The following is a 16,362-nucleotide window of genomic DNA, read 5'->3' on the forward strand; positions in this document are numbered from 1 at the left end:
TATGTCATACTTCATGGTAAACTGATGAAAGTGAACCAAGAAGGAGAGGCATATGGCGTATTCAAGAAGCAAAGAAAAAACATGGAGCGCACGATTCCGGGCAATCCCGAAACATCGTAAAATCGCCTTCGGTCTCGTCTTGACGGTCATCCCAACGCTCTTTCTCGTGAATTTATTCGTATTCAGCCATTTGTTGGCGTTAGGGGACCAGTATGAAGATCGATACCAAATGAAGAAGTTACGACTTGAGACGTATCATGGGAATGTCGAGTTCGTGCGTAGTACAAATGAAAAAGTACAAATCGAAGTGGTGCAGACCAATTCGAAAGAACGACGTATCAAAGTCAAATCGGTCGGCGATACCATCTATGTCGTCGAGCGGTATGGGTGGTTCAGCTATTTCGGCAGTCGGGCCAGTGATGAACCGTCCCGCTATAAGCTTCGCGTTGCCTTACCGAGTTCGATGACCTCGGTTCATCTCGGGGCTGAACAAGTGACCGGGCAAGGGTTAAACGTGAAAACGATTGTGATGAATGCGAACGCTGTCAATTTGAAGCAAATTGATAGTGATCGTCTGCGAATTGAGACGAAGAGTGATACGACAATCGAATCCGCACGTCTCGTAACGGGAGATATCCGTTCTTATCGTCATGCGACCATCACAGACGTCGTCGTGAACCAGGCGATGACGGTTCAAACGGAGGCAGGAACGCTTAGTTATGCGCCAAAACATGCGACAGGGCAAGTGAACGTGACGACGGCTGGGAAAATTTCTAGTAGCGACCGTTACAAAGAAGTCGAACCAGGTGTCTATCAGTTGTCGACATCGAATCGACCTGTCGTTGAGTTGATTTCTGAGACAGGGAAGGTCGAACTGAAATGAATGGAAAACGCTACATCCCGAAAATCGGGCTTCGTACGTTAAAGACCGGGATTGCTGTATCGATCACCGTCGCAATCTCGTGGTATGTATTCGGAATTTATTCTGGAATGGGTGCAATCGCAGCCGTTGTGGCGATGCAACCGACCGTCAAGCGCTCGTCTAAAATCGTGTTCAGTCGAATATTCGGAACGGTCGTCGGTCTCATGTGTGGGCTGTTCATCGTCTATTTGTTCGGCGTCAATCCCATCTCCATTGGTCTAGCGGTCATCGTGTCGCTCACGCTCAATACGACATTCGATAAGACACACATGTCGACGTATGCGGCGTTCGCCATCGTCATGATGTTAGAAAACCCGACTTCGGATTTCTTCCATTATGCATGGACACGCTCATTGTTGACGGCAGTCGGTGTATTCGTCTCGCTCGGTGTGAACTATGCGTTCTTGCCACCGCGGTATGAAGATCGTTTGTTGAGCGAGGTCAGAAAGACCTCATCTTATTTGTTCCACCATTGGCGTGAACTCGTCGGTTCCCCGGCGGAACTATTAGAGACGCGTGCCCGCATCCTCGGTCATCAGGAGTTGCATATGATGCTTCAAGAGGATATGAAAGTGACGAACGTGAAATTAAAGTATATGACAATCAAGCAGTATCGATTGCTCATTCATCTCGAAGACAAGCTCGTCTTACTACTAGAAAGTCTAGCCGAGCATCGGGAAGCCTTCTTACTCATGAGCGAGGAAGAACGTCAGGCGTTCGAATCGGAGTTCTTATATTTGCTCGCGCACCATCATGATATTCTCTATACGTGTGATAAACCGTATTCGCTCTTTAGGTTGCCGCACGAAGATTTATCCGTTTCAGAAATTTTACACGGGCATTTGCTCGATTATCATGAACAGCTCGAAGCGTTTAAGCATGACCCGAAAGCGTAAATCAAGTTGTTTCCTTACTAAAAACCCGCCATCAGAACATGGCGGGTTTCGTTTATGACTGTTTCAGCGACTTCATCAATTGCTCATCCGGTGTCACGTAGACGGTCTGTTGATCCGTATAGATGACAAACCCGGGTTTGGCACCGCTTGGTTTTTTCACGTAGCGGGCGCGCGTATAATCGACGGGCACACCGCTCGATGCGCGTGCTTTCGAGAAGTAGGCAGCGACCGATGCGGCTTCAAGAAGCGTCGTCTCATCGGGGTCCGTGGAACGAATGATGACGTGAGAACCCGGGATGTCTTTGACATGAAGCCAAATCTCATCACGGCGTGCGAACTTGAACGTCAGATGGTCGTTTTGGGTATTATTCTTCCCGACGAAGAATTCTGTTCCCGTCGAAGACGTGTACGCTTCAAGCGAAATCTTTGGATTCGCTTTTTTCTTTTGACGTTTTTGACGGATGTATCCTTCTTCGGCGAGCTCTTCCCGAATCTCGAGTAGGTCGGATGGAGAGGCGACATCGAGCTGGGCGGTGAGCGTCTCCAAATAGTCGATTTCCGCGTCGTTTAATTCGAGTTGTTTTTTCACTTCGACTTTAGCAACTTTTAATTTGTTGTACTTCTTATAATATTGTTGCGCATTCTCGTTCGGCGTTTTGAGCGGGTCAAGCGGAATCGAGATGGTCGCACCCTCTTCATCGTAGTAATCGACGACTTCAGCGACACGCATCCCTTTTTCAAGCTGGAACAAGTACGTCGTCAACAACTCGCCAAACTTTTGTAACTCGTCCGCTCGTTCTGTCGCCTTTAAGTCCTCTAAGAGACGGCGGCGCTTCAACAAGTTCTTCTCGAGTTCGGATTTCAAGAGACGCTCCACATCGTGGGCTTGTTGTCTGACGCGGTCACGGTTCGCTTTCTCATAGAAGAAACGGTCGAGCACTTCTTTACTCGATGCATATGTTTCCTCGGATACGATTTCTCCTGCCGTCAATACGATCGGGGCGAAACGTTCCTTTCCAGAAGCGAGTTGTTGGAACACATAAGGTCCTTCAAGCTGACACAATACGTTCTCGAACGCTTGCTGAATCGATTCACGGTTCGGCATCTTCGAGAGGTGCACGACTTCTTGAGCGATTTGAGGGCTGACCCCAGCGAACGTGGCGACGATCTGTTTGTCCAATTTGCCGGCATTCCAGTCGATTCGCTTCAACCCTTCCGTCAAATCAGACAACGGGTCGAACTTATGTTGTTCTGGCGGGAGGAGGTATTCACTACCCGGCATGATCGTTCGATACGTGTTTTGCGAAGGCGGGAGGTGTTTGATTGCATCTAATATTTTCCCGTCTTCTGTAGTTAAGACGACGTTCGAGTGACGTCCCATCAACTCGATGTAGACTTTTTTCGATTCTTCATCACCGAGCTCGTTTCGAGAGCGGACGGAGATGACGATGACACGGTCACGACCGATTTGTTCGACCGCCGTGATAAATCCGCCTTCTACATGTTTTCGTAGCATCATGCAGAACATCGGCGGTTCTTGCGGATTTTTAATCGGTGTATCCGTCAATTGAAGACGGGCATACATCGCGTTTGCTGATATGAGTAGTTGCGCGTTCTGTCGGTTCGAACGAATTTGGAGCATCAAATCGAGAGAATACGGTTGATGTACTTTGTTGATTCGTCCTCCGACGAGCGATTGTAATTCTTGTACGACACGATATGTCATTAATCCATCATAAGCCAATGATCTCATCACCTTTGTTCATTTTCTGTCTCTACGTTATCAGAAAAACAGAAAATATGGTACGATGGAGTAGGAAATCCGAACTTCTTCTTGCCGGGACAATTGATTGACTGCTATTATAATTAAATGTGATGTTAGAAGATGGAGGGCTTGCAGTGAATTTTAAAGAACGAGGATTATTAATCGTTTTGTCTGGACCGAGCGGTGTCGGAAAAGGGACCGTTTGTCGTGCTCTTCGCGAGGAAGAGGACAATAACCTTCAATATTCGGTGTCGGCGACGACTCGAAAGCCACGTGAAGGGGAAGTCGAAGGAGTGCATTACTTCTTCAAATCGAGAGAAGAGTTCGAACGCATGATCGAACAAAAAGAATTGCTCGAACACGCCGAGTTCGTCGGCAACTATTACGGGACGCCTGTAGAGTGGGTGCGTGAAACGCTCGAAAGCGGCCAAGATGTCATTCTTGAAATTGAGGTGCAAGGGGCGTTCCAAGTGAAGGAACTTCTCCCGGAAGCCGTCTTTTTATTCTTGGCACCACCAAGTCTTCAAGAACTTCGCAATCGTCTAATCGGACGAGGCACGGAGTCTGAAGAAGTCATCAAGCAACGCCTGCTCGTCGCGCGTGAAGAAATCGAGTTGATGGACGCCTATGATTACGTCGTCACGAACGACGAGGTCGACAAAGCCATCGATCGGATTAAAGCGATTGTGACAGCTGAGCATTGTAAACGTGAACGTGTTGCGTCACTCTATAAAAAAGCCATGATGGAGGTCATTTAATGTTATACCCTTCGATTGATGCCTTACAACGTACTATCCCGTCAAAATATACGATCGTTACGGTCGCTGCGAAACGGGCGCGTCAGATTCAAGATGGAAAAGCACCGAAAGTCGCCGAGCCAAAATCATATAAGCCGGTCGGTCAAGCGTTAGAAGAACTATTTTCGGGTGATACGACAATCATCGTGAACGAAAAAAACAACGGATGAAGTGTGACCCAAGTCGTTTGCGACTTGGGTCTCATTGTCTATAAGGGGGAGTTTGGGAATGGTGAAGGATCGTACTATTTTGTTATGTGTGAGTGGTGGCATCGCCGCCTACAAGGCGTGTGCGCTCACATCGAAATTGGTTCAAGCCGGAGCGAATGTTCGCGTCGCGATGACGAAGTCGGCAGAACAATTCGTGGGTCAGGCGACCTTCCAGGCGCTCAGTCGAAATCCGGTCTATACCGATGTGTTTGAAGAGCATGATCCAACAAAGATTGCACATATCGATGTCGTCGACTCGAGTGACTTGATCGTCGTCGCTCCTGCGACGGCCAACACGATTGCGAAATTAGCGAACGGGATTGCAGATGACTTCATCACGACGTCGATCCTAGCGGCGAAGTGCCCGGTGATTGTCTCACCGGCGATGAATGTGAACATGCTCGAACATCCTGCCACACAGCGAAATATCGATACATTAAAATCATACGGCTATCAATTGATCGAACCAGGTGTCGGTAACTTGGCATGTGGCTGGATTGGCGGTGGACGTCTGCCGGAACCAGAAGATTTGGTGCGCATCATCGAAAGCCAGTTCGTCCCGAAACTATACCTCGGAAAAGAAGTATTGATTACGGCTGGTCCGACGGTAGAACGCATCGACCCCGTCCGTTACTTATCAAATGACTCGTCAGGAAAAATGGGCGTGGCACTCGCGGAAGTGGCACGTGATATGGGTGCCCGTGTCACCCTCGTCCATGGTCCGCTTCAAGTACCCGTACCAGACGGTGTGACGGCCATTCCCGTCAAATCGAGCGAAGAGATGTTGCAGGAAGTGACAAGTCGTTTCGAATCACTCGACCTCGTCGTGAAGTCAGCGGCAGTCGCGGATTATCGTCCTAAAACGGTCCATGCAGAGAAACATAAAAAAGTGCATGGTCCACTCACAATCGAACTCGAAGAAACGACAGACATTCTCAAGACACTCGGTGAACGAAAGACCCATCAAGTGTTAGTCGGCTTTGCTGCGGAGACGGAACGACTCGAAGAACATGCGGCAGCGAAACTGAAGAAAAAGAACGTCGATTTCCTCGTCGCAAACGATGTATCCGGTAGTGACGTCGGATTCGGTGCAGATGATAATGAGGCTGTCCTGTTCCACGCCGACGGGACAAAGCTCCAGCTTCCGAAACAGTCGAAGAAACAGTTGGCGTTCGAACTGCTCACACACTTTAAGGAAGCGGTCCAATGATTGCCCATGTCCATGTTGATGCACCGGTGATCACGATTGATCGTCCGTTTGATTATGAAGTACCCGAACAGTTCGAATCCTTGATTGAACCGGGGATGCGTGTCTCCGTTCCATTCGGTTCACGCCGTCTGTTAGGAATCGTCGTTGGCACATCGGACGGGACGAGAGATGGATTGAAGCCGCTCGAAGCCTTATTAGATGAAGAATCCTCACTAACGGATGAACTGCTCGACTTGTCCATCCATGTGAAGGAGACGACGCTATGCTTCCGTTCTTCTGCACTCCTTGCGATGCTACCGGCAGCGCTAAAAGTTAGTTACGACAAAGAAATTAAAGAGGGGCATGTGCCTGAAGGTGTTCGTCTCGGGACACATTTATCGGAATATCCGAAAGACATTCAATCGGTCATTCTCGGACTTGCTAAAAAAGGGGAGCTTACCCTCGCTCCCGTTCTGAAAGAAAAGAAAACAGTCAAAACAGACATCGTCGTCGAACTGCTCGATCCGACAGTCGTCTCGAAACGTGCGAAAAAGCAACTAGAAGCGATTCAAGCGTTAGAAGAGACGCCACGTATGTATTGGTCGGCATTACGCCAAATCGGGTTGACTCGACCCCAACTTCAAAAGCTCGAAGATCTCGGTGCGGTGCGGTTGACCGAAGTGGAATTGAATCGTGACCCGTACGCGACGATTGAACAAGTACAGGAATCGGTGCAGTTAAACGATAGTCAGGCGAACGCGGTCCAGGCAATCCATGAGGCGGATGCAGGCGAGACATTACTTGTACACGGTGTGACCGGTAGCGGAAAGACCGAAGTGTATTTAGAATCGATTGGGCAAGTCATTGATGAAGGCAAGCAGGCCATCTTGCTCGTGCCGGAAATCAGTTTGACGCCGATGATGGTAAAACGTTTTAAACGTCGCTTCGGTGAACGCGTCGCAGTCTTACACAGTGCCCTTTCTAAAGGGGAAAAGTATGATGAGTGGCGTAAAATTAAGCGGAAGGAAGTCGACGTCGTCGTCGGTGCTCGTTCGGCCATCTTTGCGCCGCTCGACCGTCTCGGTCTCATCATCTTAGATGAAGAGCATGAGACGACGTATAAACAAGAAGAGAACCCGCGCTATCATGCGCGCGATGTCGCCATCTGGCGGGCCCGCTATCATGGGTGTCCCGTCGTGTTGGGGAGTGCGACACCTTCGCTCGAGTCATACGCCCGGGCGCAAAAGGGTGTGTATCGCTACTTACACTTGAAAGAACGGTACGGTGGAGAAATGCCACCGGTCCACATTATCGATATGCGCCGTGAACTGGCAAAAGGCAATACGACGATGTTCTCTGAGGAATTGTTTAATGGAATCCTCGACCGGATCGAGAAAAAAGAGCAATGTGTCATTCTGTTGAATCGCCGTGGGTTTACGACATTTGTCATGTGTCGGGACTGTGGGGAAGGAATGACCTGTCCGCATTGTGCCGTCAATTTGACGTATCATCAATATGGTGATCGATTGAAGTGTCATTATTGTGGCTATGAAGTCGGCATGCCGTCGACGTGTCCATCGTGTAACAGTAAGAAAATCAAGCAGTTCGGATCAGGCACCCAGAAGATCGAGACGGAGTTGTTGAATCGGATTCCGGAGGCGCGGATCATCCGAATGGACCAAGATACGACGTCGCGGAAAGGGTCACACGAACAATTGTTACGACGCTTCGAAGAAGGAGAGGCCGACATTTTACTCGGCACCCAAATGATTGCCAAAGGACTCGACTTCCCAAACGTCACGCTCGTCGGAGTACTTGCGGCAGATGCGACGCTCGGGATGCCTGATTTCCGTGCGACCGAGCGGACGTTCCAACTTGTCACCCAAGTGGCAGGGAGAGCCGGTCGTGGAAAACTTCCAGGTGAGGCGTTCGTCCAAACATACAATCCGGACCATTATGTCATCGAGACAGCGAGTGAACACGACTATGAGACGTTCTTCGCCAAAGAAATGGGTCTTCGTCAAGTCGGGAACCATCCGCCGTATTGGTTTTTGACGCTCGTCACGTTCTCGGCAGAAAATCCGCTCGTCGCCAAGACGGAGGCGGAACTGTTTGCATCAGACTTTTTACAGGCACAAGTGGAGAACAGCCGCTTGAACGGTCCGATGCCTGCCCCGTTATCAAAATTAAAGAATGCGTATCGTTATCAGGTGTTCATTAAAACGAAACAACCTGAAACGCTCTACGCGGAGTTAGCTCGCCTTCAACAAGCAAGAGCGAAAGCGATCAGTAAGAAAGAATATCAAATGAGTATCGATGTGAACCCATACGTATTCATGTGAGGTGGAGAGACATGTATAAAGTAGTAGAAGTACCGAACGATATATTACGCGTAACATGCGAACCGGTAACGAAGTTCGATAAAAAATTGCGTCAAACGGTCGACCGATTGTTTGATACGATGTATGAGTATGATGGAGTCGGTGTTGCGGCACCACAGGTCAACTTGAATCAACGACTCGCAGTCGTCCATACCGATGATGAGACGGGTCCTCTCGTCTTGATCAATCCTGAAATCATTGAGACGTCAGGACGTGAGGTCGGACTCGAAGGGTGTTTGAGCATCCCGGGCGAATTTGGATTCGTGGAACGCCATGAGTCGATTGTCGTCAAAAATCAGGACTTGAAAGGACGGACACATACCATTCAAGCGAGCGGCTTTTTCGCCCGGGCGATTCAACATGAGATGGATCATTTGGATGGCGTCTTATTCACAGATAAGCTCGCGGTTCCAAACCCTGGAAAAGACAAACGGATCGTCTTCATGGGAACTCCGACATTTGCAGTATCTGTACTTGAGCGACTGCTCGAAGAAGGATACAATGTCGTAGGTGTCGTCTCACAACCGGACAAACCGGTCGGACGAAAACGTGAACTGAAACCAACGCCTGTGAAAGAGTGTGCACTCCGTCACGGCATTCCTGTCTTGCAACCTGAGAAAGTTCGCACGGATTATGAAGAAATTTTAGCGTTACGTCCGGACCTCATCGTCACGGCAGCGTATGGTCAAATCGTGCCGACCGCATTACTCGAGGCACCGTCTCATGGAGCAATCAATGTCCATGCCTCGCTACTTCCGAAATATCGTGGAGGTGCCCCGATCCATCAAGCCATCATCGATGGTGAGTCGGAAACAGGTGTGACAATCATGTATATGGTCGACAAATTGGACGCAGGTGACATGATTGCCAATACGATTGTTCCGATTGAAGAAATGGATACGGTCGGAACGTTATTTGATAAACTGGCTGTAGCAGGAAGCGATCTTCTCATCCGTACACTTCCAGCTTTCTTAGAAGGATGGATTGAAGCGGTCCCTCAAGATGAGCGGGATGTGACGTTTGCACCGAACATCAGCCGTGAGCGCGAACAAATCGACTGGGGTATGGGTGGGGAAGCCATCTATAATCACATTCGCGGGATGAATCCATTCCCGACTGCCTATTCGATTCTTGACGGCGAACGCGTGAAACTGTTCATGGGAGAGAAGACGACGGGTGCAGGTCAACCTGGAGAAGTCGTCCGACTTGAAGAGGACGGATTCGTCGTGGCGACTGGGAACAGCGTTGCCATTAAAGTGACGGACTTACAACCAGCAGGGAAAAAACGAATGGATGGTGCGACCTTCATGCGTGGAGCTGGACAGAAGTTGCGTGTTGGTGACCGATTAGGAGGAACTCATGAACGTACGTGAAGCAGCGCTTGATACGCTGATAAAAATTGAACAAGGCGGCGCGTATTCAACGATTGCCGTCAATGATGCATTAAAACAAAAGAAAGTCGCTCCAAAAGATGTCGGTCTTTATACCGAACTCGTTTATGGGACACTCAGTCGAAAAGGAACGTTGGATTACATCTTAAACGATCGAATCCGTTCGCCGAAGAAGCTCGATAAGTTCGTCCTTCCGCTTCTTCGGATGAGTGTATATCAACTCTTTTACCTCGATAAGGTGCCAGATCGCGCCGTCTTACACGAAGCGGTCGAAATCGCGAAAAAACGAGGACACCATCTCGGAACGAGTAAATTCGTGAACGGGGTGTTACGTAACGTTCTCCGTGAAGGGTTCCCTGACTTTAGCGAATTGACAGATGCGGAAAGAATCTCAATCGAACATAGTCATCCGAAATGGCTCGTTTCCGATTGGATTGACCTATATGGGGTGGAAACGGCAGAAGCCATCTGTCAATTAAACAACGAACCGGCTCCTGTCACGGTTCGCGTCAACCGTAAACGCGCGTCTGTCGACGACATGATGAACCGGTTGGCCGACTTAGGTGTCTTGACGTCACGCTCTGAACTATCAAGCGATGGACTCGTTGTCGAATCGGGCAACGTCCATTCGACCCCGTTCATCGAGGAGGGCTTCTTATCGATTCAAGATGAGAGCTCGATGCTTGTCGCAGATGCCCTCGGTGTATCGAAAGATGATCAGATTTTAGATGCATGTGCCGCCCCTGGTGGGAAAGCGATGCACACAGCAGAACGGATGGAGAACGGTTCGCTCACAGCGCTCGATCTTCATCCACATAAAGCGAAATTGATCGACCAGCAAGCCAAACGTCTTCACATCAATGGAGTGACCGCACTTGCCCTTGATGCTCGTCTGGCAGGTGAACGGTTTGAAAAAGAGAGCTTTGACCGTATTCTTCTGGATGTTCCTTGTTCGGGTCTTGGTGTCATTCGTCGGAAGCCAGATATCAAATGGACGAAAGACAAAGCCCAGTTAGAAAACTTACCGAAGATTCAACGACAAATCATTGATGCCGTATTGCCACTGCTCAAACCAGGTGGTACGCTTGTTTACTCGACATGCACGATTGATCCGTCCGAGAACGAGACGCAGGCTGACTATGTATTGTCAAAAGGATTGGTGTGGGACGAGACGCTAAAAGAGCGTCTGCCGCAATCTGTTCGTCCGATCATGGCATCGGACCGTGCTGAATTAAAACTATTACCGACGACATTCGGGACCGACGGCTTCTATATCGCCGCATTTAAGAAAGAGGTATAAAACAATGAATCCAAAAGCAGTAGAAAAGAATCCACTTTTAGGCGCAAAACCGTCACTTTATTCGTTGACGTTCCCTGAACTTGAGGCGTGGGTCGTGGAAGCAGGAGAAAAATCATTCCGTGCGAAACAATTATATGATTGGATGTACGTCAAACGTGTCACGTCATTCGACGATATGACGAACGTTCCAAAAGCACTTCGTGACCAATTACAAGAGTCGTTCCAACTGACAACGTTGAAAGAATTGGTCAAACAAGAATCGCAAGACGGTACGATCAAATTCTTGTTCGAACTTCAAGATGGCTATTCAATTGAAACGGTTCTCATGCGTCACGAGTACGGGAACTCCATTTGTGTCACGACACAAGTCGGTTGCCGGATCGGCTGTACGTTCTGTGCCTCAACACTTGGTGGGTTGAAACGTAACTTAGAAGCTGGTGAAATCACGGCACAAGTTCTTGATGTACAGCGCGCCCTAGACGCGACAGGCGAACGTGTTGACTCGATCGTCGTCATGGGAATTGGTGAACCGTTTGATAACTATGATGAGTTGATGCGCTTCTTACGTACGGTCAACCATGATAATGGCCTTAACATCGGTGCCCGTCACATCACGGTATCAACGAGCGGAATCGTTCCAAAAATTTATAAGTTTGCCGATGAAGGTATGCGCATCAACTTCGCCATCTCTCTTCATGCGGCTTCGACAGAACTACGTACACGTCTCATGCCAATCAACCGTGCGTTTGACTTGAACAAGTTGATGGATGCCGTCCGTTACTATACGGAGAAGAGCGGTCGTCGGATCACGTTCGAATACGGATTGTTTGGTGGCGTCAACGATACGGAAGACCATGCCCACGAATTGGCTGACTTGTTGAAAGGCATCAAATGCCACGTCAACTTGATCCCAGTCAACCACGTATTGGAACGCGACTACGTACGCACACCGAGAGCTCAAATCTTTGCCTTCGAAAAAGTGCTCAAAGACCGCAATGTGAACGTGACGATTCGTCGCGAACAAGGTTCGGATATCGATGCTGCTTGTGGGCAACTTCGAGCGAAGGAGCGCGAACAAGAAACGAGGTAATCAGAAAGATGGAATTAGCATTTCGAACAGATCGTGGACAAGTACGCACACAAAATGAAGATGCAGTTTTAATCTTAGGCGATGCCTTCTCAGGAATTGCGCTCGTTGCCGACGGAATGGGTGGACATGCAGCGGGAGAGGTCGCGAGTCAAATCGTGATTGAAGAGTTTCGACGGGCTTTCCCGTCTCTCCCGTCGACCCCTGTCGACATCGAACAATGGTTCCGCCATCACATTCACTTGGCGAATGAACAAGTGTTGCAGTTTGCGAAACAGTCTAACCTCGTCATGATGGGAACGACTGTGGCGGCCGTTTGTTGGAACGGAGAGACAGTTGTCATCGTTCATATCGGCGATAGCCGTGTCTATGCCCTGCAAGCGAACGAATTAAGGCGTCTTACAGAAGACCATTCTTACGTCAACGTGCTCAAACAGCTCGGTGAATTGACGGAAGAAGAGATGCGCGTTCATCCGAAACGAAATGTCATCACCCGAGCGATCGGTTCAAGCGAACAAGTCGAGCCTGACGTACAAGTGCTCGCTGACCCTGAGTTTGATGTGATTTTAATTTGTACGGATGGATTGACGACACATCTGACCGATGGGGCGATTCAACACGTTTTACAACAAGCTGTATCAGCTGATCAAAAGGCAGATCAACTGATTGCGGAAGCCAACCAATTGGGAGGGAGCGACAACATCACGGTCGCCCTCGTTCAATTCACAGATAGAAAGAGAGGATGAATCCGATGCGAAGCGGAGAACGAATCAACGATCGTTATCGGATCGAACAACAAATCGGCAGCGGAGGCATGGCAAATGTCTACCGGGCTCATGACGAGATTTTAAACCGAACCGTCGCCATCAAGGTGTTGCGATCTGAATTCTCACATAACGAACAATTTATACGTCGGTTCGAGCGAGAAGCCCACGCGGCTACGAGTCTGAACCATCCGAATATCGTCGCCATCTACGACGTCGGCGATGAAGATGATTTATACTATATCGTCATGGAGCACGTCGATGGCGTGACGTTAAAACAATATTTGCAGGAAGAATACATATCTGTCGATGAGGCGTTGCGCATCATGGGGCAGATTTGTGATGCGATTGACCACGCCCATGCGAACCGAATCATTCACCGGGACATCAAGCCGCAGAATATGATGATCGATCAGCATGGAAACGTGAAAGTGACCGATTTTGGGATTGCTGTCGCGATGTCGAATGCGACGTTGACGCATACGATGTCCGTCCTTGGTTCTGTCCATTACTTCTCACCCGAGCAAGCTCGTGGGAAATTTGCGGATGAAAAATCGGACATTTACTCGCTCGGTGCGGTTCTTTATGAATTGTTGACGGGTCGTGTACCGTTCATCGGCGAGACGCCGGTCGCGGTCGCCCTTCAACATTTGCAAGATGACCCGATTCGACCGATGGACTTAAATCCGAATATCCCACAAGCGCTTGAGAACTGTGTCATGCAAGCCTTATCAAAATCACCGGGTGCCCGACATGCATCGGTCGCAGCCTTTAAAAAAGATTGCATGACCGCGTTGAGCCGTGAACGTGCCAATGAACCGAGACGACTCTCGGCAAATCAAGACGAGTTCGACCAGACGCTCGTCATGGCACCGGTCGTGCCGGAAGAAAAACAAGATGTGCCCGTGACACCACCACCGGTCACGCCACCAAAAGAACAGGAACCGGAAGAGGTGCCTGTGAAAAAGAAGAAACGAAAATGGTGGATTTGGATCTTACTCATCGTTCTATTGATTGGTGGAAGCATTGCCGCTTACGTGGTCGCCGACGAGATGTCGCGTTCCGTCGTGCCGGATGTCGTCGGCATGAGTATCGGGGATGCGACGACAGAGCTTGAAGCTTCCGGGTTTGTCGTCGAAGTGACAGAACGGGCGAGCGATGATATTGCGGAGGGTGAGGTCATTTCGCAAAATCCGCAAGAAGGACGTAAGCCAAAACGCGGAACGACCGTGACGATTGTCGTATCGGCTGGAAAAGAAACAGTCGAAATGCCAAACGTAGAAGGTCTCTCGCAAACTGCTGCCGAACGTATGTTGAAAGACTTGGCATTCAGCGACCTTGAAATCACAACAGAAGCTTCCGAAACGGTGAATAGCGGAGACGTGATTTCGCAATCGGTCGACCCAGGTGAAGAGGTCGTTCCTTCAGAGGTGACGGTCACACTCGTCGTGTCGACAGGAAGCAACAAAGTGGAACTATCGAACCTTGCTGGATATACGTTCGACGAAGCATCCATTTATGCTGAACAGAACAAATTGAAAATCGTGAAGCGGGATGAATTTTCGACAAGTGTTCCAAAAGGTCAAATCATCCGTCAACTTCCGACAGCCGGGACAGCAGTCGACCCGGGAACGGAGCTCACGGTCATCGTATCGGAAGGCGTTGAACCGACTGATATTTCAATTGAACGTGAAGTGACCGTGGAAGTCGAGCAACCGGACAAAGACAAGAAACCGAAGACGGTCGAAGTCGTGATTCGTACGGTTGACGCACGCGGTGAGATTGAGGTGCTTCGTGATCAAATCACAGAGACGACAACGTATTCGTATACGCTCGTCATTGCCCCTGACGAAGTCGGGACGGCGACGATTGAAGTCGATGGTGAGATTGTCCGAACAGATTCAGTCACATATGCACAAGCTGAAGAGGCACAATAAAGAGGTGACGGTGTCGTCACCTCTTTTTTAAAGGAGGTAGTCATAATGAAAGGAACAATCATTCGCCTTCAAGGCGGGTTTTACGATGTGATGACCGAGACGAATCAAGAGATTCGTTGTCGGGCCAGAGGAAACTTTCGAAAACGCAACATCTCACCGGTCGTCGGCGATGATGTGGTGATTCAAGATCAAGAAGATGGGACCGGCTATATTTTAGAGGTGGAAGAGCGTCAAAACCACCTCGTTCGCCCGCCGATTGCCAATATCGATCAGGCGTTCCTCCTCTTTTCAGTAAAAGAACCGGCGTTTTCATATCATTTACTCGACCGTTTCCTCGTCCTCATCGAGTCAAAGCAAATTCATCCAATCATCGTCTTGACGAAGATGGACTTGCTCGGTGAACATGAAGTCGAGCCGATACAAGAAGCGATTGCACGTTATCGCGCCATCGGGTATGACGTGATTGAGACATCGACGGAGCATGCTCACGGAGTCGATGAAGTGCGCGGTCTCTTCAAAGGGAAGACGAGTGTCTTCGCCGGTCAGACCGGTGTCGGAAAAAGTTCGTTACTTAACGCCGTCGCGCCAGAGCTCGAGTTGGCGACAGGGGAAATCTCTAAATCACTCGGTCGAGGGAAGCATACGACGCGACACGTGACGTTAATTCAATTAGCGGATGGGCTTGTTGCCGACACACCTGGATTTTCAAGCTTGGAGTTTCCGCAAGAACTTGAGGCAGATGAACTCAGATGGTGCTTCCCTGATTTCGTGGAACGCCATGACGATTGTAAGTTCCGCGGATGTGCTCACCTGAATGAACCGGGATGTGCCATCAAACAAGCCGTTGAAAATGGTGAAATCGCTTCAACACGGTACGAGAATTATGTTACCTTTATGGAGGAGTTAAACGATCGAAAACGGAGGTATTGACAGATGATTAAAATTGCACCATCTATTTTAGCGGCCGACTTTGCCAATTTGGAGGCGGAAGTGAAAGCTGTCCAAGAAGCGGGAGCGGACTATATCCATTTTGACGTCATGGACGGACAGTTCGTGCCGAACATCTCGATTGGTCTGCCGGTCCTCGCAAGCTTGCGTAAAAAATCAGACATGGTCCTCGATGTGCATTTGATGATTGACCAACCGGAACGCTATGTCGAAGACTTCGTGAAAGCGGGAGCGGACATCGTGACCGTTCACGTGGAAGCGACGAACCATTTGCATCGCGTCTTGCAACAAATCAAAGCGGCTGGCGCAAAATGCGGAGTCGTCTTGAACCCGCATACACCGCTCTCGACGATTGAACACGTGCTTGCGGACATCGACATGGTATTGCTCATGACCGTCAACCCAGGGTTCGGGGGACAAGCCTTCATCGAATCGGTCGTACCGAAAATTTCAGCACTCAGTCAGCTCCGCCAAGACCGTCAGCTTGATTTTGAGATTGAAATCGATGGTGGTGTCAACGCGGAAACGGCAAAATATTGCATCGACGCAGGGGCTGATGTCCTTGTTGCGGGATCAGCCATCTATAATCAACCAGATTATAAAGCAGCCATCGATAGCATTCGTGGCGCATCTCGTGTATAATCGACGATAGAACAACAAGATAGAGTCGCAAGGGGTGTCACATAATGTGGCTGAGAGGCATACGCTAACCCTTTGAACCTGTTCCGTTCACACGGACGTAGGGATGTGGCGAAAATGCACGTTGCGAATCCAAG

At 49.4% G+C, this 16,362-nt stretch carries 14 protein-coding genes and 1 riboswitch; of the genes, 13 read left to right on the forward strand and 1 reads right to left on the reverse strand.

Annotated features, from left to right (window positions below):
- Positions 1-52: 52 nt before the first annotated feature.
- Entirely contained in the window at positions 53-883 is an 831-nt protein-coding gene (locus tag LCM29_RS02235; protein ID WP_214875376.1) for a hypothetical protein, read from the forward strand.
- On the forward strand, positions 880-1,818 hold the full coding sequence (locus LCM29_RS02240) for an FUSC family protein (RefSeq protein WP_214783850.1): 939 nt from the start codon (positions 880-882) through the stop codon (positions 1,816-1,818). The genes LCM29_RS02235 and LCM29_RS02240 overlap by 4 nt, the downstream gene beginning before the upstream one ends.
- A gap of 52 nt (positions 1,819-1,870) precedes the next feature.
- Here the strand turns inward: LCM29_RS02240 and LCM29_RS02245 are convergent, their stop codons facing one another.
- A complete protein-coding gene (locus tag LCM29_RS02245; RefSeq protein ID WP_224860637.1) occupies positions 1,871-3,562 on the reverse strand; it encodes an NFACT family protein in 1,692 nt (563 codons plus the stop codon).
- A gap of 131 nt (positions 3,563-3,693) precedes the next feature.
- Between LCM29_RS02245 and gmk the strand changes: the two genes are divergently transcribed.
- From gmk to rpe, 11 genes are read left to right on the forward strand one after another with little or no spacing between them, the layout of a single operon-like run.
- On the forward strand, positions 3,694-4,341 hold the full coding sequence (gmk, locus tag LCM29_RS02250; RefSeq protein WP_031421596.1) for a guanylate kinase: 648 nt from the start codon (positions 3,694-3,696) through the stop codon (positions 4,339-4,341).
- Complete coding sequence (gene rpoZ, locus LCM29_RS02255) at positions 4,341-4,550, forward strand: DNA-directed RNA polymerase subunit omega (protein ID WP_015881337.1); 210 nt, start codon at positions 4,341-4,343, stop codon at positions 4,548-4,550. Before gmk ends, rpoZ begins: the two co-directional genes overlap by 1 nt.
- 58 nt (positions 4,551-4,608) lie before the next feature.
- Complete coding sequence (coaBC, locus tag LCM29_RS02260; protein WP_224860639.1) at positions 4,609-5,799, forward strand: bifunctional phosphopantothenoylcysteine decarboxylase/phosphopantothenate--cysteine ligase CoaBC; 1,191 nt, start codon at positions 4,609-4,611, stop codon at positions 5,797-5,799.
- Entirely contained in the window at positions 5,796-8,120 is a 2,325-nt protein-coding gene (gene priA, locus LCM29_RS02265; RefSeq protein WP_224860642.1) for a primosomal protein N', read from the forward strand. Before coaBC ends, priA begins: the two co-directional genes overlap by 4 nt.
- A gap of 11 nt (positions 8,121-8,131) precedes the next feature.
- Positions 8,132-9,532: a methionyl-tRNA formyltransferase gene (gene fmt / locus LCM29_RS02270; RefSeq protein WP_224860644.1), complete on the forward strand. Its 1,401-nt coding sequence runs from the start codon at positions 8,132-8,134 to the stop codon at positions 9,530-9,532.
- Positions 9,519-10,850: a 16S rRNA (cytosine(967)-C(5))-methyltransferase RsmB gene (rsmB, locus tag LCM29_RS02275; protein ID WP_224860646.1), complete on the forward strand. Its 1,332-nt coding sequence runs from the start codon at positions 9,519-9,521 to the stop codon at positions 10,848-10,850. The genes fmt and rsmB overlap by 14 nt, the downstream gene beginning before the upstream one ends.
- 4 nt (positions 10,851-10,854) lie before the next feature.
- Positions 10,855-11,940 carry a 23S rRNA (adenine(2503)-C(2))-methyltransferase RlmN gene (gene rlmN, locus LCM29_RS02280; RefSeq protein WP_214691788.1) on the forward strand — a complete coding sequence of 362 codons (1,086 nt, stop codon included), beginning with the start codon at positions 10,855-10,857 and terminating at the stop codon, positions 11,938-11,940.
- Between the two features lie 8 nt (positions 11,941-11,948).
- Positions 11,949-12,683 carry a Stp1/IreP family PP2C-type Ser/Thr phosphatase gene (locus LCM29_RS02285; protein ID WP_214745525.1) on the forward strand — a complete coding sequence of 245 codons (735 nt, stop codon included), beginning with the start codon at positions 11,949-11,951 and terminating at the stop codon, positions 12,681-12,683.
- A gap of 5 nt (positions 12,684-12,688) precedes the next feature.
- Entirely contained in the window at positions 12,689-14,638 is a 1,950-nt protein-coding gene (gene pknB, locus LCM29_RS02290) for a Stk1 family PASTA domain-containing Ser/Thr kinase (RefSeq protein WP_214783830.1), read from the forward strand.
- A gap of 42 nt (positions 14,639-14,680) precedes the next feature.
- Positions 14,681-15,568 (forward strand): ribosome small subunit-dependent GTPase A, encoded by an 888-nt coding sequence (rsgA, locus tag LCM29_RS02295; protein ID WP_224862728.1) that lies wholly within the window; start codon positions 14,681-14,683, stop codon positions 15,566-15,568.
- A gap of 3 nt (positions 15,569-15,571) precedes the next feature.
- Positions 15,572-16,228 carry a ribulose-phosphate 3-epimerase gene (gene rpe, locus LCM29_RS02300; protein WP_224860648.1) on the forward strand — a complete coding sequence of 219 codons (657 nt, stop codon included), beginning with the start codon at positions 15,572-15,574 and terminating at the stop codon, positions 16,226-16,228.
- A gap of 20 nt (positions 16,229-16,248) precedes the next feature.
- Positions 16,249-16,349, forward strand: a riboswitch (TPP riboswitch).
- Positions 16,350-16,362: the final 13 nt, after the last annotated feature.

The organism is Exiguobacterium aestuarii, assembly GCF_020171655.1.
GTDB classification, from domain to species: Bacteria; Bacillota; Bacilli; order Exiguobacteriales; family Exiguobacteriaceae; genus Exiguobacterium; species Exiguobacterium aestuarii_A.